This window comes from Bifidobacterium stellenboschense, assembly GCF_000741785.1.
In the GTDB taxonomy this organism is placed as follows: Bacteria; Actinomycetota; Actinomycetes; order Actinomycetales; family Bifidobacteriaceae; genus Bifidobacterium; species Bifidobacterium stellenboschense.
Window position 1 is genome coordinate 12,259 of record NZ_JGZP01000008.1, and the last position, 20,682, is coordinate 32,940.

Sequence of the window (20,682 nt, forward strand, 5' to 3'; positions counted from 1 at the left end):
CGCGCGGGACGTCACGACCGCCGGTGGATCTCCTCCATCGCGTCGCAGACGGCCTGCACCTGCGTGCCGACCACCACTTGGATGTTCTTCGCGTCGATCACCTTGACGCCGGGCACGAGCTTGCGGATCGCGTCCACATCCACCTTCGAGGTGTCCTGCACGCCCATGCGCAGGCGGGTCGTGCAGTTCTCGATGTCGACCACGTTCGCCTTGCCGCCGAGCAGCTCGTAGAGCTTCGCGGCGAGCGCCGACTCCTTGTCGGCCTTGGCGGCGGCCGGGGAGTCCTCAAGCGCGGAGGAGGAGATGGCCTCGTCGTCATCGCCACGGCCCGGGGTCTTCAGGTTGAACTTCCGGATCATGAAGTCGAACACGAAGTAGTAGATGACCGCGAACACGAGACCCTGCACGAGCAGCATCACCGGCATGTGGGCGCGCGGCACGTTGAGCGACAGGAACCAGTCGATGAAGCCCGCGGAGAAGTTGAAGCCGGCGATCCACTGGAACGAGGCGGCGATGAACACCGACAGGGCGGTGAGCAGCGCATGCACCACGTACAGCGGGAACGCGGCGAACATGAAGGAGAACTCGAGCGGCTCGGTCACGCCGGTGAGGAAGGCGGCCAGACCGCCCGCCAGCATCAGCGAACCGACGGCCTTCTTGTTCTGCGGCTTCGCGTTCTTGTAGATCGCGAACGCGCCGGCGGGCAGACCGAACATCATGATCGGGAAGAAGCCGGCCTGGTACATGCCGGTCACGTACTCGCCCCACGGGTGGAAGCCGCCGGTCGCGACCACGGCCGCGGTCTTGCCGTCGAGGCCGCCCATGCCGCTCCAGAACTTCGTGATGTCGTCGATGCCGGCCAGGTTGAACCAGAACACGTTGTTGAGCGCGTGGTGCAGGCCGGTGGGGATGAGCAGACGGTTGAAGAACGCGTAGATGCCGGCGCCGACCGCGCCCATGCCCATGATCGCCTCGCCGAAGGAGACCAGGCCGTTGTAGATGAGCGGCCACACGAACAGCAGCAGCAGCGACACGACGCTCATCAGCGCGGCGGTCAGGATCGGCACGCAGCGGCGGCCGGAGAAGAACGCGAGGAAATCGGGCAGCTTCGTCTTATGGAACTTGTTGTACAGCGCGCCGGCCACGCAGCCGACCATGATGCCGAAGAACACGTTCTTGTTGCCGATGGCGCCCGGGGCGAACGCGGCCGGCGGGTTCTCGGCGTCGAAGCCGAGGAACGCGGACGCGGAGCCCATGATCGTCGTGACGGTCATGAAACCGACCAGTCCGGACAGCGCGGACGCGCCGTCGCGCTCGCGGGCCATGCCGACCGCGACGCCGACCGCGAACAACAGGCCGAGATTGTCGAGGATCGCCGAGCCGGTCTTGCACAGGTAGGCGGCGACGACGTTGTTGCCGCCCCATCCGCTCGGGTCGATCCAGTAGCCGATTCCAAGGAAGAGCGCCGCCGCGGGCAGGCAGGCGACCGGCAGCATCAACGCGCGGCCGAGTCGCTGGATATAGGCTTTCATTACTTCTTACCTCCCTCATTGCGAGGATTCCGGCGGTGGGGTGGATTCCCGTCTGCGTCGTCTTCGCCGCAGCGTTCCGGCCTTCGTTGGCCGTCACGTTCCTGCTTCTCGGGGCAGCACCGCTTCATCCGTTATGGTACGTCATGGCGGACATGCGCCGCAAGCAATTCGTTAACTTTCTTTGCGTAAAAGGTCGCCTCACGTGGTATCCGTTGCGCCCGTAAGCGCTACTCGCATGTGGACTCCGATTTCCGGCAATCGTTTGCATGATTTCGGTAAAGAACGTTTTCCGTCGGCGTGTCGAAAAGGTTCCGTAGGATGGTGCCAAAGATCGCCGTACAGCAGAAGGGAATTTCCGTGGCTGACCAGAACGCAACCCCCATCCGTGTCGGACTGTTGGGCGCCGGCACCGTGGGCTCGCAGACCGCACGTCTCATCGTCGAGCAGAAGGACGAGCTCGCCGCCCGCATCGGCCGTCCCATCGAACTGACCGGCGTCGCCTGCCTCGATCCGAAGGAGACCGAGCGGTTCCCGTGGATCGACCAGTCGATCGTCACCACCGACACGATGAGCGTCGCCACGAACTCCGACATCGTCATCGAGCTGATCGGCGGCACCACCGTGGCGCGCAAGTTCGTGCTCGCCGCCATCGAATCCGGCGCGTCCGTCGTGACCGCGAACAAGGCGCTGCTCGCCAAGTACGGCCCGGAGATCTACGCGGCCGCCGAGGCCAAGGGCGTCGACATCTACTTCGAGGCGGCCGTGGGCGGCGCGATCCCGTTCCTGCGCCCGCTGCGAGAATCCCTCGTCGGCGACAAGGTGACGAGCATGCTCGGCATCGTCAACGGCACCACCAACTACATCCTCGACGAGATGACCGTCAAGGGCCTCCAGTTCGACGACGTCCTCAAGGACGCGCAGGCCAAGGGCTACGCCGAGGCCGACCCGACCGGCGACATCGAAGGCTACGACGCCGCCAACAAGGCCGCCATCATGGCCACGCTCGGCTTCCACACCTCCGTCACCATCGACGACGTCTCCGTCGAGGGCATCACCAACATCACCGCCGACGACATCGCCGCCGCGACCGCCGAACACAAGGTCATCAAGCTGCTCGCCGTCGTCGAGAACGGCGAGGCCGGCGTCTCCGCGCGCGTCTACCCGGCGCTCATCGACGAGAACCACCCGCTCGCCAGCGTGCACGGCTCCTTCAACGCGATCTTCGTCAAGGCCGAGGCCGCCGACGACCTCATGTTCTACGGCCGCGGCGCCGGCGGCGCGCCGACCGCCTCCGCCGTCGTCGGCGACGTCGTGACCGTCGCCCGCCATATCGCCGCCGGCTGCACCGGCCCGTCCATCCCGCTGTACAAGGACCTGAAGAAGGCGCCGATCAACGCGTCGAAGGCCGCGTTCGCCGTGCGCTTCCTCATCCACGACAAGCCGGGCGTGCTGGCCGCCATCGCCACCGAATTCGCCCGCAACGGCGTGTCGATCAACGGCGTCAACCAGGATCTGAAGCCCTCGCTCAAGGCCCCGGGCTATGACGGCGAGGTCCAGCAGCTGCGCCTCGTCACGCACGCGACCGACGAGATCACCCTGCGCGAGACCGTCAAGGCCGTCCAGGCGCTCGACTTCGTCACCGGCCAGCCGTCCATCCTGCGCGTTCTCGACTGACCATAGAGGCATCATGAACCCCATCTGCAATCAGGTGCGCGTGCGCGTGCCGGCGACCAGCGCCAACCTCGGCTCCGGCTTCGACACGGTCGGTCTCGCGCTCGACTACCACGACGAACTCATGTTCACGCTGAACGACGATCCGAGCGACGGCGTCGCCCACGTCGTCATCCACGGCGAAGGCGAGGACACGCTGCCGCGCGACGAGACGCATCTCGTCGTCTCCACGTTCCGTCGCGCCTGCGCCACGTTCGGTCTCGGACGACTCGGCTTCACGCTCGAAGCGACGAACAACATCCCGCAGGCGCGCGGCATGGGCTCGTCCGCCGAGGCGATCGTCGCCGGCATCGCCGCGGCCGCCGCGTTCGCGCAGCCCGGAGCGCTCAACCGCCCCGCCATCTTCGACATGGCCGCGCAGATCGAAGGCCACCCGGACAACGTGGCGCCCGCCGTGTTCGGCGGCCTCACCGTCTCCTGGGACTTCGAGACCGCGGAGGGCGTCGGCTCGGTCGCCATCCCCGGCGGCGACCCGTTGCACGGCGGCTTCCACACGGTCAACTATCCGGTCGACAAGGCGATCACCGCCGCCGTGTTCGTGCCCGACTACGAGCTGTCCACCGAGAAGGCGCGCCGGGCGCTGCCCGCCGAACTGCCGTACAAGGACGCCGTGTACAACGTCTCGCGCGTCGGGCTCCTGCCCGCGGCGATGAACCCGTCCGCGCTCGCCACGACCGGCGGCGCCTCCGAGGCGGAAGGCTCCGACGCCAGCCATGAGGCGAACGCGCTGCTGTTCACCGCCACGCAGGACAAGCTCCACCAGCCGTACCGCGGCGCGCTCATGCCGCCGTCGACCGAGCTGATTGCGCTGTTCCGGTCCAAGGGCTATGCGGCCGCCGTCTCCGGCGCCGGCCCGTGCGTGCTCGTCCTGCATTACGGCGACGCGCGCACGGCCATCGACGAGATCGCCGCCGAACAGCTCGCCTCCGGGCATTGGCGCGTCCTCCACCTGCCCATCAACACCGCCGGCGTGGAGGTCGTGCGCCGTTAGTCCGTTCGGCTCCCGCTGGCGGGAGCTGGCCGCCGTCAGGCGGTCTGAGGGTGGTTGCGGCATGGTCGTCGGACCGCGCGACCACCCTCAGTCTCACTTCGTTCGACAGCTCCCGCCAGCGGGAGCGAATACGTGATGTGGTTTCGTATGGGACCACCCTCAGTCTCACTTCGTTCGACAGCTCCCGCCAGCGGGAGCGGATATGTCGGATGTGGCTCCGTGTGGAGCCGCCTTTAGTCTCACCTTGTTCGACAGCTCCCGCTGGCGGGAGCGGGAAGGTATGCATGTCCATTCCGCTGATTCTCGCATCGAAGTCGAAGCCGCGCCGCGACGTGCTGTATGCGGCGGGCGTGTGCCCGACGATCCGCGTCTCGCACGTCGACGAGCCGGCCGCGCTCGAGGCGGCGGCCCGCGAATCCGGCGTCACGGTCGACGATCTCACCATCGAACAACGCGTGACGATCCTCGCCGGCGCGAAGGCCGCTGCCGTGCACCGCGCGTACCGCGACGTCGCGGCGACGGCGTCGGCCGCGACGGGCGAACGCGTCATCGCGTATCCGTTGCGCGCGGAGAGCGTGATCGCCGCCGACGCGCGTGCCGCGGCGGACGGCGGCGACGCCGGTGCCGCCGACGCCGCGTCCATCGACTATTCGCGTGACGAGATCGCCACGACGCGCGACTTCTCCGGCGTGGACATGCCGACCGTCACCGAACCGATCACGAACATCATCGCGATGCAGCCGGGCCTGACGCGCTCGACCGTCGGCCCGCTGATCGTCGGCTGCGACTCGATGTTCCTGCTCGACGGCGAATGTTACGGCAAACCGCACAGCGTCGACGTGGCGCGCGAACGGCTGCACCGCATGAGCGGCGCGACCGGCGAGCTGTGGACCGGGCATTGCGTGATCGACTTCGCGACCGGTCGCGTCGCGCGCGGCGCGAGCCACGCGACCGTGCGGTTCGGCGAGTTCACCGACCGCGACATCGAACGCTACATCGCGACCGGCGAGCCGTTGGAGGTCGCCGGATCGTTCACGCTCGAAGGCTTCGGCGGCGCGTTCATCGATGCGATCGACGGCGACCCGCACGGCATCATCGGCATCAGCCTGCCGCTGCTGCGTCGTCTCGTCGGCGAGCTCGGCGTCGACTGGACGGACCTGTGGAACGTGGCGCGCGGCGAGGACCTGCCGGGCGTGCTCGACAAGGACGGCAACGAGATCCCGCCGAAGGAGAACGTGCACCAGCCGGGCGACGGCTGGGTGGACTGCGCGTGCGGGCGCAAGCATTGGGGGACGAACGGCGCGTCCGGCGTGCTGCTCGCCCGCCGTGACGAGGCGAGCGGCGAGGTGACGCACGTCGTCATGCAGCATCGTGCGAAATGGTCGGCGGAAGGCGGCACGTGGGGGATTCCCGGCGGCGCGACCGCGGACGGCGAATCGCCGATCGAAGGCGCGCTGCGCGAATCGTACGAGGAGGCGAACATCACCCCGGAGGACATCGAGGTGGTCGGCTCCTACCGCGAGGACCACGGGCCGTGGGCGTACACCACCGTGTTCGCGTTCGAGAAGCCGGGGCATGAGGTGCATCCGCGCGCGAACGACGACGAGAGCATGGAGATCGGCTGGGTGCCGATCGACGAGGTGCCGGACAGGAAGCTCCTTACCGCGATGAAGACCGATTGGCCGCGCTTCGACGCGCGGCTCAGGGCGCTGGCCGCCGCCTACCGCGAACGGTAGCCGCGGCGCAGCGGTCGCGGTGGGATCTTCCACGGCGTCTCAGGAACCATCCGCCTCGGTGCCGGTCCGCAGGGACTCGGCGCGGAAGCGGATGGGGGAGACGCCGTTCTTGCGTTTGAACGCGGCGCAGAACGCGGAGGTGTCGGTGAAGCCGCACTCCTCGCACAGCCGCTTCAACGGCATGTCCGAGTTGATGAGCAGATACTTCGCCGCGTGCATGCGCGCGTCCATGATGTAGGCGTGCGGCGTGTACCCGGTCTCCTTCTTGAACACGCGGATGAAATGGTATTCGCTCATGTACGCCATCGCGGCCAGCTCGCTGATCGGCAGCGGCTCGTCCAGATGGTTCGAGATGTAGGTGAGCACGTCCTCGATGACGTGCGGCTGCCGCTGCGTCGAGACGCCGGCGTCGGATGCGGCGACGGCGAACTCGGTGAGGATGTCGGTGATGTGCTTCGCCATCTGCGGCTCCGAGATGCGCGCGCCCGCATGGAACGTGTCGTAGATCGCGTTGAGACGCGTCAACGCGTAGCCCGGGTCCTTGAGCGTGAACGTGACGCCGAGGCGCGAGACGATCAGATCATGGTAGGCGCGCGCCATCTCGCCGTCGAAATGCATCCACAGCACGTCGCTCGGCTCATCGGTGCCGTAGGCGTGGTGGGCGTAGCAGTCGATCAGCGCGAAATCGCCCTTCGAGACGTGGGCGGTGCCCTGCCCGGTCGTGACATCGAACGAGCCGCGGCGGATCGCCATGATCAGGAAGCTGTCGAACGAGCTGCGCTCCTGCCGGTAGCCGGCCTCGTAATGGAACGAGCCGACGCGCAGCGGGTAGAGGAACGTGCGCAGGGCGGTTTTGCTGGGCGTGTAGATGTAGAATTCGGAGCCCTCGTCGAGGATGCCGTGTTCGGCCGGTTTCATGGGTCTCCTTCCTTGGATGGGCATTGTTGCCGATGATTGCCAGTATAGCGGTTCGCACGGGTTGTGCATCCGCAATTTTTTCATACGGGGGAGCAGGAAAACCGTAAGGACCGTTGAAAAGCGGCTTTAGGCTGGTAGGCAAGTAATCAACAAAACACCAATGCATGCGACGCGATGCGGCAATCGCATGCAGTGGCCTCCAGCGAAGGAGCACATCATGGCCGTGACCATCAAGGACACCGTCATCACGATCCCCACCTACGGAATCGGCGCGGCGGACAAGAACCCGGAGTTCATCGAGAAGCGCGTCTACCAGGGCAGCTCGGGCCGCGTCTACCCGTACCCGGTGATCGAGACGATCAGCGACGAGAAGCACGATCAGGACTACAAGGCCGTCATCATCGAGAACGAATACCTCGAGGTGACCGTCCTGCCGGAGCTCGGCGGCCGCATCCAGTACGCGAAGGACAAGACCAACGACTACGACTTCGTCTACCGCAACGACGTCATCAAGCCCGCGCTCGTCGGCCTGACCGGCCCGTGGATCTCCGGCGGCATCGAGTTCAACTGGCCGCAGCACCACCGTCCGACCACCTACCTGCCGGTCGACTACACGGTCAAGGACCTGCCGGACGGCGGCAAGGCCGTGCAGTGCCACGACACCGACCAGATGTACGGCACCCAGGTCGTCACCACGATCGCCCTGCACCCCGGCAAGGCGTACATCGAGATCTCCGCGCAGCTGTACAACGGCACCGCGCTGCCGCAGACCTTCCTGTGGTGGGCGAACCCGGCCGTGCCCGTCAACGAGCACACGAAGACCGTGATGCCGCCGGACGTGACCGCCGTCATGGACCACGGCAAGCGCGACGTCTCCCGCTACCCGATCGCCACCGGCACCTACTACAAGCACGACTACTCCGAGGGCGTCGACATCGGCCGCTACAAGAACGTGCCGGTCCCGACCAGCTACATGGCCGCGCACTCCGACTACAACTTCGTCGGCGGCTACGACTTCCACGAGCAGGCCGGCATCCTGCACATCGCCGACCATCACGTGAGCCCCGGCAAGAAGCAGTGGACGTGGGGCAACGGCGACTTCGGCCGCGCATGGGACCGCAACCTGACCGACGCCAACGGCCCGTACGTCGAGCTCATGACCGGCGTCTTCACCGACAACCAGCCCGACTTCACCTGGCTCAAGCCGTACGAGGGCAAGACCTTCACCCAGTACTTCATGCCGTACAAGGCCGTCGGCCAGGTCAAGAACGCCTCCATCAATGCGGCCGTCAACCTGGAGATCGGTCCCGAGGACACGTTCGGCGCGGCCGGCGAGACCGAAGGCATCGAGGCACAGGGCCTCAAGGCCGGCCAGGGCCGCGTGACCGTGTACGCGACCGCCGTGTACGAGAACGCCACCGTCACCGTCACGACCACGAGCGGCGACGTGCTGTACGCCTACAACGGTCGGATCAGCCCGACGGACACCGTGCGCGCCGAATTCGAGACCGGCGACGCCGCGGCGACCGACATCACCGCCACCGTGAAGGCCTCCGACGGCACCGTGCTCATCGACTACACCCCGCAACCCAAGAAGATCGAGAAGCTGTCCGAGCCGGCGAAGGCCGCCGACGATCCGGAGGACATCCTCACCAACGAGGAACTGCTGCTCGCCGGCCTGCACCTCGAACAGTACCGCCACGCCACCTACATGCCCGACCCGTACTACCTCGAAGGCCTCAAGCGCGACCCGGAGGACGCCCGCATCAACAACGCGTACGGCCGCCTGCTGCTGCGCCGCGGCGTGTTCGCGCAGGCCGAGGACCGATTCCGCACCGCCATCAAGCGCCTCACCAAGCACAACACGCAGCCGTACGACTCCGAGCCGCACTACAACCTCGGCCTCGCGCTGCTCTTCCAAGGCGAGGACGACAAGGCGTTCGACGCCTTCTACAAGGCGACGTGGGACGACACCCAGAAGGAGCGCGCCTTCCTCTACCTGGCGGCCATCGCCGCCCGCCGCGGCGACTACGCCGAAGCGCTCGGATACGTGGAGACCGCGCTCACCCGCAACGCGATGAACATCAAGGCCCGCGGCCTTCGCGCCTACCTGCTGCGCAGGCTCGGCCGCGCCGACGAGGCGGCCGCCGCCCTCGACGAGAACCTCAAGATCGACCGCTTCGACTTCGTGTCCGGCTACGAGCGCGCGCTCGCCGGAGTCGACGGCGCCGCCGCCGAACTCAAGGGCCTCATGCGCGGCTTCCACGAGAACTACCTGCAGGCCGCCCGCGACTACGCCCTCTTCGGCGCGTACGACGAGGCGCTGCAGCTGCTCGCGCAGACCGACCAGACCAAGCCGATGGTCAAGTACTACGAGGGCTACTACCTCGCCAAGCTCGGCCGCGACGAGGAGGCCAAGGCCGCCTTCGAAGCCGCCGAGGCCGCCCCGAGCGACTACTGCTTCCCGAACAAGCTGGAGGACATCGCCCCGCTCGAGAAGGCCATCGAGATCGTGAACGGCGCGAAGGCCCCCTACTACCTCGGCTGCCTGTACTACGACAAGGTCCAGGCCGAAAAGGCCATCACCCTGTGGGAGCGTTCGCGCGACCTCGACCCGAGCTTCCCGACCGTGCACCGCAACCTCGCGCTCGCCTACTACAACAAGCGCGGCGACGCCGCATCCGCCGAGCGCGAGATCGAGGAGGCCTACCGTCTCGACGAATCCGACGCCCGCGTCTTCCTCGAGCTCGACCAGCTGCACCGCAAGATCGGCTGGACCTACGCCCGCCGCCTCGCCGAATTCGAGAAGCACCTCGACGTGGTCGCCGAACGCGACGACCTGTTCATCGAATACCTGACCGTGCTCGACCTCACCGGCAACTACGCCAAGGCCTACGAGCTCATGGGCGAACGCCGCTTCCACCCGTGGGAGGGCGGCGAAGGCAAGGTCACCGGCCAGTACCGCATCGCCCTCACCCTGCTCGCCAAGGACGCCATGGCCGCCGGCGACTGGGCGAAGGCCAAGGAGCTGCTCGTCAGGACGCTCGCCTACCCGGAGAACCTCGGCGAAGGCAAGCTCGAAGGCCAGAAGGACAACGACATCCACTACTACCTCGGCGTGGTCGAACGCCATCTGGGCGACGAGGAGGCGGCCCGCGCCGAATTCCGCCAGGCCACGATCGGCCCCGACGAGGTGAAGGGCGCGATGTACTACAACGACCAGCCCGCCGAGATGATCCTCTTCCAGGGTCTCGCCCACAAGGCGCTCGGCGAGGAGGGCCCGGCCAACGCCCGCTTCTACCGCCTGCTCGACTACGGCGAGCAGCACCTCGACGACCAGGTCAGGATCGACTACTTCGCCGTCTCGCTGCCCGACTTCCTCATCTTCGAGAACGACTACACGAAGATGAACCGCATCCACTGCCTGTACCTGATGGCGCTCGCCAACATCGGCACCGGCGACAAGGCCAAGGCCGCGGAGTTCCTGCACGAGGCGACGGCGCTCGACCCGAGCCACATCCAGGCGAACCTGTTCGCCGACGAGCTCGCCGACCGCCACGTGCTGTGACGCGGTTTACCGCGACGCGGTCTTCCGCGACGTGATCCCCGTGGAGGGCGGGGCGCATGCCATGACGGCGCGCGCCCCGCCCTCCACGCGTCTGCCGACAAGCAGTTTTTCACTATGCGGCAATAGTCGAAGACAGCAATTTTTCACTATTCCAAGTCAAGGAAAATAGAGAAACGGCCGCGTTGCAATCGTACACTGGAATCATTCACCACGCTGGATCGCATACGAACCATCAACGACGACGTAGACGGAATCCAGTGGTTTTTATCAACGCCGGAACGGTCCGGCGAGATAGGAGAGAACAATGATGTCGCGCAACATGAAGACGATGATCGCAGCCGCGGCCGCCGTCGCGATGCTCGCACCGCTCGGCGCGTGCGGCTCCGCCTCCGCCGACTCGGATCCGAACACGCTCACCTTCTTCGCGAACAACACGCAGGACGCCTACCAGCCGGTGCTCGACGCGTTCGCCAAGAAGTACCCGGACATCAAGGTGAAGTTCAGCACCACCAACGGCTCCCAGGGCGGCTACCAGCAGGTTCTCCAGACCCGCATCTCCGGCGGCAAGCTCACCGACGTGTTCGTACTGCCGCCCGAGCAGCTCTCCGACATGGTCGACAACCAGCTCGCGCTCGACCTGACCGACGAGGCCTTCATGAAGTCCATCCCCGAGGCCAACAAGGCCCCGTACTCGCAGGACGGCAAGACCTACGGCATGTCCGTGTCCACGTGGATCAACGCGCTGGCGTTCAACAAGGACCTGCTCAAGAAGGCCGGCTACGACAAGATCCCCGCCACGTGGGACGAGTTCATCGACATGCTCAAGAAGATCAAGAAGACCGAGCCGGACGTCACCCCGTACCTGGAGGCGAAGGACGGCCTCGGCATCCCGGTCGAGGGATGGCTCGGCGAGGAGTCCGCCGCCGACAACGACGGCAAGATGCTCGACCAGTCCATCACCGACGGCGAGACCACGTTCGAGAAGACCTACGGCCCGCTGTACACCGAATGGTCGAAGCTCTTCAAGGAGGACGTGATGACCTCCGACGTGACCGGCATCTCCGCCGACCAGATGCGCACCGAGTTCACGTCCGGCCGTCTCGCCGTCATGGCCTCCGGCGCCTGGGACGTCCCCACGTTCAAGGACAGCGGCATCGACTTCGAGTTCGGCACCGTGCCGATGCTCACGAAGGACCAAGAGCAGTACACGCCGGGCGCCGCCGACCCGTCGTTCGCGATCAACGCCAAGATCAGCGGGCAGAAGCTCGAGAATGCGAAGAAGTTCCTCACCTTCCTCGCCTCGCCCGAAGGCCTGAAGGCCTACCAGGAGGGCACCGGCAACATCCCGGTCGTCGAAGGCTACGACGCCGAGATCGACCCCAGCTTCAAGACCGTGTACGACACCTACATGAAGACCGGCCACGTCTACCTCAACACGCTCGGCTGGCCCGCCAAGGGACGCACCGCCCTGCGCGCCGAGACCTTCAGCCAGCTCCAGCAGGTCGCGATGGGCTCCATCGACGGCACGACCGCGGCGAAGAACCTCGACGGCAAGCTCCAGTCCTACAAGTGACCGCCGAGCGAACCGTCCCACACGAAAAGGCGCAGACCATGTCCGATCCATCGACCGAAACCGTCCACGGCAACGCCCGCAGACGCCGCAACCTCGCGGAGAACCTGACCTCGCTCGGATTCCTCGCCCCCATCCTCCTCGTGTACGTCGTCATCATGCTCGTGCCGTTCGCGCAGAGCATCGTCTACAGCTTCACCGACTACGGCGGCTACGACTTCGCCACCGCGAAGTTCGTGGGCCTCGACAACTACGTGCAGATCTTCCATGATCCCACGCTGCTCAACGGCCTCGGCTTCACGCTCATGTACACGATCCTCACCACCGTGCTCATCACCGCGATCGCGCTGCCGCTGGCCGTGGTCCTCAACAAGAAGTTCTTCGGCCGCGACTTCGTGCGCTCCGTGTTCTTCTTCCTGTCCGTGCCGTCGATGGTCGTGCTCGGGCTGGTCTGGCAGTACATCTTCTCCCCGATGAAGACCGGCGCGGTCAACATGATCCTCGACAAGCTTGGCTTCGACACCGTGCCGTTCCTCTCCCAGCCGGGATGGGCGAAGTTCTGCGTGATCTTCATCGCCGTGTGGGCGCAGATCGGCTGGCACGCCACCCTGTACCTCGCCTACCTGCAGGCCGTGCCCGCCGACCTCTACGAGCAGGCGCAGGTGGACGGCGCCTCCACCTGGCAGCAGTTCACGAACATCACGCTGCCGCAGATGGTCCCCGCGATGGGCGTGTCCGTGTTCATGCTCCTCACCGGCGGCCTCAAGGTCTACGACCTGCCGTTCGCGTTGACCTCCGGCGGCCCTGGCTCCTCCACCTACACCGTCACCCAGTCCATCATCGTCACCGGCATCGGCTCCGGCCGCTACGGCATCGGCTCCGCGCTCGGCGTCGTGTTCTTCATCTGCTGCGTCGTCCTCGTCGCCCTCCAGCAGGTCGCCACCAACGCAATCGAAAAGAGGCTGTCATGAGCAAGGCAAGCAAGAGCAAGACGAGCGGACGCATGAGCATGGGGCAGCGCAAGCGCCTCCACGCCGGCATCCTGTCGGTGGTGATGATCGCCCTCGCGCTGATCTGCGCCATCCCGCTGTACATCGTCATCGTCAACACGTTCAAGAACTCGGCGGACATGTCGCTCGACCCGTTCGGCCTGCCCAAGGCCCCCACGTTCGAGAACTACGTGTACGCGTTCGAGAACCTGCCGATCATCCAGGCGACCGTCAACACGATCATCGTCACCGTCGTCTCCGTGGCGCTGATGGTGCTCATCGGCTCGCTCGCCGCCTACGGCATGGTCCAGAAGAAGAGCCGGTTCACCGCCGCCATCGGCTCGTTCCTGCTGCTCTCCTTCGTGCTGCCCGGCCAGGTGCTGCTCATCCCGCAGTACAAGATGGAGTCCTCGCTCGGCCTCGTCGACTCGCTGCTCGGCCTCGTCGTGCTGTACACCGGCGCCTCCACGTTCTGCTACTTCCTCATCGTCAACTACATGCGAGGCCTGCCGCAGGAGCTGTTCGAGGCGGCCCGCCTCGACGGCGCGAGCTCCCTGCGCATCTTCTGGCAGATCGTCCTGCCGCTGTGCCGCCCGATCCTCGCCACCGTGATCGTGTTCGAGACGATGTGGACGTGGAACGACTTCATGACGCCGAACATATACATCTCCTCCGTCGAGAAGCAGACCCTCGTCCTCCAGGTGTTCAACGCGATGGGACAGTTCACCACCAACTGGCCGCTGTTCATGACCATCACGTTCATCGCCCTCGTCCCCGTGTTCGTCTTCTTCATCTTCTGCCAGAAGTGGATCGTCTCCGGCCTCGTCGCCGGATCGGTCAAGGGCTGACGCCCCCAGTTCCTCCCGCCGGCGGGAGGTGGCGCGTAGCGCCGGAGGGTGGTTCCGGTACGTCGACCATCGTCGATTGCCGTCGACCACCCTCAGTCGCCTTCGGCGACAGCTCCCGCCGGCGGGAGCGGCCATTATTGCTCCCGCCTCCCCAACCCGCAATCAAGAAAAAGGCTTTTCCCATGACCCTCAACACCCTCGACCTCACCGGCTTCCAGCCGAAGCGCATCGTCCCGTTCCCCATCACCCGCAACGACTGGGGCGTCGCCCCCGACGGCACCGCCATCGACTTCACCAACTACTACATGACCTTCGACGGCAAGCCGTTCTACGGCGTGTGCGGCGAATTCCACTATTCGCGCATGAGCCCGGACCGTTGGGACGCCCAGCTCGCGAAGATGGCCGCCGGCGGCGTCAACGTGGTCGCCACCTACGTGTTCTGGAACCACCACGAGGAGCATGAGAACGAGTGGGACTTCACCGGACGCCGCGACCTGCGCCGCTTCGTACGGCTGTGCGCCCGGCACGGGCTCAAGGTGATCGTCCGACTCGGCCCCTTCGACCACGGCGAGGTGCGCAACGGCGGCATCCCCGACTGGATGTACGGCAAGCCGTACGAGGTGCGTTCCATGGACCCCGGCTTCCTCGAGAAGGTGCACGACCTGTACGCGCACATCGCCGCCCAGCTCGACGGCCTCTACTTCAAGGACGGCGGCCCGATCGTCGCCGCCCAGCTCGACAACGAGTACATGCACTCGTCCGCGCCGTGGGAGATGACCACCGGCATCTCGGACGAATGGGTGCCCGGCGGCCACGACGGCTTCGACTACGTGCACGCGCTGCGCCGCATCGCCGAGGAGGAGGGCATCTCCGTGCCGTTCTACACGAACACCGGCTGGGGCGGCTCCCCGGTGCCCGACGACGTGCTGCCGCTGTGGGGCGGCTACGCGTACCGCCCGTGGCTGTTCTACGGCGACGCCGGCGAACACCCCGTCACCGACGAGTACCTGTACCGCGACTTCCACGCCAACGACTGCCCCCGCGGCGAGGAGTTCGACCCCACCTACGAGCCGGAATCGAAGCCGTACGCCTGCTGCGAGATGGGCGGCGGCATGTTCAGCTCGTACAACTACCGGTTCGTCCTGCCCATGAAGTCCGTGGACGCGATGGCCAACATCAAGATGGCGTCCGGCTGCAACTTCCTCGGCTACTACATGTTCCAGGGAGGCTCGAACCCGATCGGCGACGGCGTCTACCTCAACGAGAGCCAGACCCCGAAGATCTCCTACGACTTCCAGGCGGCGCTCGGCGAGTTCGGCCAGGCCCGCGAATCGTACCGCCGCTGCAAGGCCCTCCACTACTTCGGCCTCGCGTTCGCCGACCGCCTGTGCCCGCTCGGCGTGGCCGTCCCCGACGGCCAGACCGCGATCGACCCGCGCGACAAGAACACGCTGCGCTGGTGCGTGCGCACCGACGGCGAACGCGGATTCGTCTTCATCGACAACTTCCAGGACCACGACACGATGACGGCCAAGAAGGACGAGACCATCGCGATCACGCTCGCCTCCGGCGCGACCGTCACGTTCGACGGCGTCTCGCTCGCCGCGGACGAGAACTGCGTGCTGCCGTTCAACATGGACCTGGATGGCGTCCTGCTCGAAGCGGCCACCGCGCAGCCGGTCACCGCGATCGCGACGCCGGGCTCGTCGCGCCGCACGTTCGTCTTCCTGCGCCCCGACGGCATGGACGACTGCTGGTTCCGGTTCGCCGGCGGCGACGTGCGGCATGTCGCCGCCGACGCCGACCTCGAACGGTTCGAGGCGCGCGACGACGCCGGCCACGCGGTCGACATCGTGTGCGTCAGCCGCGCCAAGGCCGACACGATGACCGTCATCGGCGGCGAGGCGCTCGTCTTCGCCGGCACGCCGGTCGCGCAGGATCCGGCACGGCCGAGCATCGTCAACGACGGCGCCGTCGTCTACGAGACCGGCGGACGCCTCGTCGTCGAATCGACCACGGCCCACGTCGACGTCACCTCCTATCCGGACGGCTACCTCGCCTCCCGCACCGTCACGCGCGAACCCGTGCGCGCCGCCGCGACCGTCACGCGGCTGTCCGACACGCGCTACCTCATCGACCTGCCGGACACGCTCGTCGACGCGCTCGCGGACGGCGCGGCGCGCGGCGCCGGCATGGCCGACGCGCGCCTGCGCATCCGCTACGCCGGCGACATCGGCTGGCTGTGGTGCGACGGCGTGCTCGTCGACGACAACTTCGCGAACGGCGACACCTGGGAGGTGGGACTGCGCGACTGCGCGTCCCGTCTCGCCGACGCCCGCGGCCGGCTCGTCCTGACCATCACGCCGATCCGCGAAGGCGCGAACGTCAACGTCGAATCGGCGATGGCCGCGCGCATGGAACGCGCCGACGGACGCATCGCCGCGCTCGAATCGGTCGAGGTCACGCCCGTCTACGAGACCGCGCTACGCAAGGCGTAGCCGTCCGGATCGGACCATCCGCACGATGCGGCGGCGGGCCGGCCTCCCGTCTCCCCGCGCTACACTGGGAAACCGGTGCGACGTGGGGAGAGCGAGGAGGCCGGCCGATGGACATCAACGAGATCGAATACGCCGACGCGGCCGAGCACCTCGTATGGGCCGACAGCTACGACTACTACGTGCACACGCCCAGCCTCGTAGCGCGCGACACGTTCCTCTACCCGTTGCAGACCGGACTGTACCGCTACCGGCCGGGCCACACCACCGAACGCGCCGCCTACGACAGCTTCCTCATCATGTACCTCAACAGCGGGTCGTTCACGTTCCGCACCGGGGAACGGAAGGAGGAGAGCTCGGCGCATGCCGGCGATTTCGCGCTGCTCGACTGCTACACGTACCACTACTACCGGGCGCTGGAGGAAAGCGACGTGCTGTGGCTGCACTTCGACGGGAAGGCGGCGCGGCCGTACTACGACGCGATCCACGCCCGGCTGGGCACGACCTTCGCGTTGAGGAACCCCGCATACGCGATCAACCGGCTGGCCCGCATCCACGAGGTGTTCGCCGACGGGGAGCGCATCTGCGAGCCCGTCCTCGGCAAGACCATCAACGACATCCTGTGCGAGATGCTGGCCCCCGAGAATACGATCGAGGCGGACCGGCGGCAGGAACAGGACGACATCAGACGCGTCGTCGCATACATCGGGCAGCATCTCGACGAACCGCTGCCCATCGCCGACCTGGCGGCCCTCGCCTACATGGGCGAATACAACTTCATCCGCGTCTTCAAGGCGCAGACCGGATACACGCCGCACGCCTACGTCATGCAGGCGCGCATCGACGCCGCGCAGTACCTGCTCGCCAACACGGACGCCGGATTGAAGGAGATCTGCGCCGCATGCGGATTCTCCTCGCCGTCCGTGCTGTGCGCCGCGTTCAAACGGAAGACCGGGGTCTCGCCGCTGGCGTTCCGCCGCGGCGGCAGGCCGGCGGCGGAACCGGCGGAACCCGCGGCGTGACCGCACGTGATCGGCGTGACCGGCGGCGTGCGGCCAGGGAAAGGAACGACATGAACGGAACAGACGTCGCGCCGTGCATCGCCATCACCGCGGGCGGCCACACATACGAGACGCGTGCCGTGCTGTGGGACCTCGACGGCACGCTCGTCGACTCCGACCCGATGTGGGTGGAGGCCGAACGTCGGTGCGCCGAACGCCACGGCGTCGCATGGAGCGACGCGCTGAGCCGCGCGATGACCGCCGCGCCGCTACCCGTCTGCGCGCGCGTCCTGCGCGAGGCCGGCGTGGGGGAGAGCGCCGACGCGGTGATTCGCGGACTCGTCGCCGACGTGACCGCCATGTACGAGGCCGGCGCGGGTCGCGGCGCGGGGAACGGCGCCTCCATTCCGTGGACGCCGGGAGCCGGGGACCTGATGCTCGCCCTGCGGGCCGCATCCGTGCCGTCCGTGCTCGTCACCGGCTCGCCGCGTTCGCTCGGGGAACGCGTCATCGCCGCCGCGCCCGCCGGCGTGTTCGCGGGACTGGTCGCCGGCGACGACGGGCTCGCGCACAAACCCGACCCCGCGCCCTACCTCGCCGGCGCGCGCCTGGCCGGGGCCGACCCGCGTGACTGCCTCGTCTTCGAGGATTCGGCCGGCGGGCTGACGGCCGCGCTCGCCGCCGGCGCGCATGCGGTCGGCGTCGAGGCGTGCGCGCGCGTGCCGTTGCCGCGCGGCATGGGATGCCCGATTGTGGAATCGCTGGAGGAGATCAGCTCAGCAACGCCGCGATGATCGCGATGAACACCGGGCTGGTCATCGTGGAGATCAGGATGCCGTCCCTCGCGAACGTCAATCCCACGTTGTAGCGGGCCGCGTAGTTGTACACGTTCTGACCGGTCGGCAGGGCGGCGAGCACGACGCACGCGTACAGCTCCGGGCCGCGGAAGCCCATCATGAAGTAGGCGAGCAGGAACGCGATGGTCGGCATTACGATGTTCTTCAGCGCCGCCACCGTGAAGATCGCCGGACGGTCGCCCTTCTGCTGCAGCGGCTTCGTGCCGTGCAGCGACATGCCGAACGCCATGAGGATCATCGGCACCGCCGACTCGCCGATCATGTTGATCGGATCGTAGATGTAGTTCGGCACCGGGAACCAGCCGAGCTTCGCGCTCAGCGCCGAGACCACGATGCCGAGCAGCGAGCCGATGAGCAGCGGCTGGTGCAGCGGCTGCTTTGCGATCTCCTTGAGCGACACCTTGCCCTTCGTGGTCACGTCGAGCACCGTCAGGCCGATCGGCGTGAACAGCGCCTGCTGCATGACGAGGATCGGGGCGACGAGCGCGCCGTTGCCGAGGATGTACGTGGCCACCGGCAGGCCGATGTTGTTCGAGTTCAGGTACAGCGAGTTCAACGCGCCGATCGTCGCATCCGGGGCCTTCAGATGGAAGAACATGCGGTTGAGGATGAGGAACACGACGCCGACGAGCATGGCCGACAGGAACGCCACGATGATCGACGGGTGGAAGATGTCGAAGATCGGCTCCTTCGACAGGATCGCGAACATCAGGCACGGGCTCGACACGAAGAACGAGAAGCGGTTGAGCACCATCTGCGCGCTCGGACCGCCGATGCGCATGCGCGCCGCCACATAGCCCACGAAAATCACGATGCCGATGACGCAGAACCCCTGCATCGCGCTCAACAGACCAGGCATACCCGTGAAGACCCTCTTTCCTCGTGATTCCTCGTGATTCCTTGTGAATCGTCATCTAGAGTGTGGCACAGAACCGTGCGCGCGGCCGTGAAATCTCACCCAATGGTAAGAGGAATCACATTCCACGCCCCGCCGTTAGGATGGTCGGCATGACGCTTTCCCTGAACACCGCCGCGCCGCGCGGCGAACAGCTCGAATCCCTGCTCGACCAGATCATGGGCGTGTACTCCGTCAGCGACGACGAGACCGCGCTCGCCGACGACATCGAGGCGTTCCTCAAGGAATACCCGCATCTCGACGTGCGACGCCACGGCGATACGATCGTCGCCTCGACCGCGTTCGGCAGGCCGAGTCGCGTGATTCTCGCCGGGCACATCGACACGGTGCCGGTCATCGACAACTTCCCGCCGAAGTGGCTCGAACCCGGCGATCCGCTCATCCGCGGGGACGTGGCCGCCGCGCACCCCGGAGAACGTGTGCTGTGGGGCCGCGGCGCCACCGATATGAAGGCGTCCGACGCGGTCATGCTCCATCTCGCCGCCACGCTCGACGGCTCCACGCCCGAGACCACCCCGAAGGCCGACCTCACGTTCGTGTTCTACGACCACGAGGAGGTCGCCGCCGAGAAGAACGGCCTGAGGAAGGTCGTCGAAAGCCACCCCGACTGGATCGCAGGCGATTTCGCGATCATCGGCGAGCCGACCAACTGCGGCATCGAGGGCGGTTGCAACGGCACGATCCGCTTCGACGTGGTCACGCACGGCGTGGCAGCGCACTCCGCCCGCGCGTGGATGGGCGAGAACGCGATCCACAAGGCGGCCGGCATCCTCAACCGTCTCGCCGCCTACGAGCCGGCGGACGTGGAGGTGGACGGCCTCGTCTACCGCGAGGGCCTCAACGCCACGCTCATCTCCGGCGGCAAGGGCACGAACGTGATTCCCGACGAGTGCCGCGTGCACGTCAACTACCGGTTCGCCCCGGACAAGACGCTGGCCGAGGCGAAGGCCCTCATGATGGGCGCCGACGCGGGTGCCGAACTCGGCAACGGCGAGCATGTCGCCACCGGCGGCGTGTTCGAGGGCTACGGCATCGAGATGAAGGACGAGTCGCCGTCCGCCCGTCCGGGCATGGACGCGCCGCTCGCCGTCTCCCTTGCCGATCTGGTGCGCGAACGCACCGGCCGCGAGCCGCTTGCGAAACTCGGGTGGACCGATGTGGCCCGGTTCTCGCAGCTCGGCATCCCCGCGGTGAACCTCGGCGCCGGCGATCCGCTGCTCGCCCACAAGCACGACGAACAGCTGCCCGCCTCCGAGCTTCCCCTCCTCGCCGACATCCTCCTCGCCTGGCTCGTCTGAGCTCTGTGGCGGCTCGGCCGTCGGTCCGTCCGAGCCATGAGCCAAGCCGTGGGCCGTGGGTGAACGCAGCCCGGTCAAAGTTGTGGCATACTTAAGGATGGCGGTTCTGCAAGCCGCCGACGTGCCAGATGGCGTCGATCCCCTCGCATCGGGTCTTTCCCCCCGAATCTCCGCGCGAGCGCCGGTGTCCGCCGTCCGAGCCGCACAGACTTTGACTGGATTTGCTTCTGCG

Annotated in this window: 14 protein-coding genes; 11 read left to right on the forward strand and 3 right to left on the reverse strand. The window is 66.7% G+C overall.

Translation table 11 applies throughout. The features are described 5' to 3' along the window. Nucleotides 1-11: 11 nt before the first annotated feature. Nucleotides 12-1,532: an N-acetylglucosamine-specific PTS transporter subunit IIBC gene (nagE, locus tag BSTEL_RS03200; RefSeq protein WP_034527083.1), complete on the reverse strand. Its 1,521-nt coding sequence runs from the start codon at nt 1,530-1,532 to the stop codon at nt 12-14. 318 nt (nt 1,533-1,850) lie between these two features. On the opposite strand from nagE, the gene BSTEL_RS03205 reads away from it, so the two are divergent. The 3 genes from BSTEL_RS03205 to BSTEL_RS03215 all read left to right on the forward strand — a co-directional run bounded on the left by BSTEL_RS03205 (nt 1,851) and on the right by BSTEL_RS03215 (nt 5,990). Next, nucleotides 1,851-3,206 (forward strand): homoserine dehydrogenase, encoded by a 1,356-nt coding sequence (locus BSTEL_RS03205; RefSeq protein WP_420796392.1) that lies wholly within the window; start codon nt 1,851-1,853, stop codon nt 3,204-3,206. 13 nt (nt 3,207-3,219) lie between these two features. Continuing rightward, complete coding sequence (locus BSTEL_RS03210; protein ID WP_034527085.1) at nt 3,220-4,254, forward strand: homoserine kinase; 1,035 nt, start codon at nt 3,220-3,222, stop codon at nt 4,252-4,254. 284 nt (nt 4,255-4,538) lie between these two features. Next, the gene (locus BSTEL_RS03215; protein WP_034527087.1) at nt 4,539-5,990 is read left to right on the forward strand and encodes a Maf family protein; all 1,452 of its coding nucleotides are present in this window, start codon (nt 4,539-4,541) and stop codon (nt 5,988-5,990) included. Between the two features lie 39 nt (nt 5,991-6,029). Here the strand turns inward: BSTEL_RS03215 and BSTEL_RS03220 are convergent, their stop codons facing one another. Then, nucleotides 6,030-6,908 (reverse strand): AraC family transcriptional regulator, encoded by an 879-nt coding sequence (locus BSTEL_RS03220; RefSeq protein WP_034527089.1) that lies wholly within the window; start codon nt 6,906-6,908, stop codon nt 6,030-6,032. 217 nt (nt 6,909-7,125) lie between these two features. On the opposite strand from BSTEL_RS03220, the gene BSTEL_RS03225 reads away from it, so the two are divergent. The 7 genes from BSTEL_RS03225 to BSTEL_RS03255 all read left to right on the forward strand — a co-directional run bounded on the left by BSTEL_RS03225 (nt 7,126) and on the right by BSTEL_RS03255 (nt 18,173). Further along, the gene (locus tag BSTEL_RS03225; RefSeq protein ID WP_034527091.1) at nt 7,126-10,476 is read left to right on the forward strand and encodes a tetratricopeptide repeat protein; all 3,351 of its coding nucleotides are present in this window, start codon (nt 7,126-7,128) and stop codon (nt 10,474-10,476) included. Between the two features lie 304 nt (nt 10,477-10,780). Then, nucleotides 10,781-12,049 (forward strand): ABC transporter substrate-binding protein, encoded by a 1,269-nt coding sequence (locus BSTEL_RS03230; RefSeq protein WP_238567612.1) that lies wholly within the window; start codon nt 10,781-10,783, stop codon nt 12,047-12,049. 38 nt (nt 12,050-12,087) lie between these two features. Beyond that, nucleotides 12,088-13,017, forward strand: coding sequence for a carbohydrate ABC transporter permease (locus BSTEL_RS03235; RefSeq protein ID WP_051922812.1), 930 nt, complete (start codon nt 12,088-12,090; stop codon nt 13,015-13,017). A 32-nt stretch (nt 13,018-13,049) separates the two neighbouring features. Next, nucleotides 13,050-13,883 carry a carbohydrate ABC transporter permease gene (locus tag BSTEL_RS03240; protein ID WP_034527133.1) on the forward strand — a complete coding sequence of 278 codons (834 nt, stop codon included), beginning with the start codon at nt 13,050-13,052 and terminating at the stop codon, nt 13,881-13,883. A gap of 182 nt (nt 13,884-14,065) precedes the next feature. Then, nucleotides 14,066-16,381: a beta-galactosidase gene (locus tag BSTEL_RS03245; RefSeq protein WP_034527093.1), complete on the forward strand. Its 2,316-nt coding sequence runs from the start codon at nt 14,066-14,068 to the stop codon at nt 16,379-16,381. A 107-nt stretch (nt 16,382-16,488) separates the two neighbouring features. Continuing rightward, nucleotides 16,489-17,400 (forward strand): AraC family transcriptional regulator, encoded by a 912-nt coding sequence (locus BSTEL_RS03250; RefSeq protein ID WP_051922813.1) that lies wholly within the window; start codon nt 16,489-16,491, stop codon nt 17,398-17,400. 50 nt (nt 17,401-17,450) lie between these two features. Further along, nucleotides 17,451-18,173 carry an HAD family hydrolase gene (locus BSTEL_RS03255; RefSeq protein WP_051922814.1) on the forward strand — a complete coding sequence of 241 codons (723 nt, stop codon included), beginning with the start codon at nt 17,451-17,453 and terminating at the stop codon, nt 18,171-18,173. Here BSTEL_RS03255 and BSTEL_RS03260 read toward each other — a convergent pair. Further along, nucleotides 18,151-19,095 (reverse strand): AEC family transporter, encoded by a 945-nt coding sequence (locus BSTEL_RS03260; protein ID WP_034527095.1) that lies wholly within the window; start codon nt 19,093-19,095, stop codon nt 18,151-18,153. The two genes, BSTEL_RS03255 and BSTEL_RS03260, sit on opposite strands and share 23 nt — an antisense overlap. A 149-nt stretch (nt 19,096-19,244) precedes the next feature. On the opposite strand from BSTEL_RS03260, the gene dapE reads away from it, so the two are divergent. Beyond that, nucleotides 19,245-20,450 (forward strand): succinyl-diaminopimelate desuccinylase, encoded by a 1,206-nt coding sequence (gene dapE / locus BSTEL_RS03265; RefSeq protein WP_101621778.1) that lies wholly within the window; start codon nt 19,245-19,247, stop codon nt 20,448-20,450. The last annotated feature ends 232 nt before the right edge of the window (nt 20,451-20,682 follow it).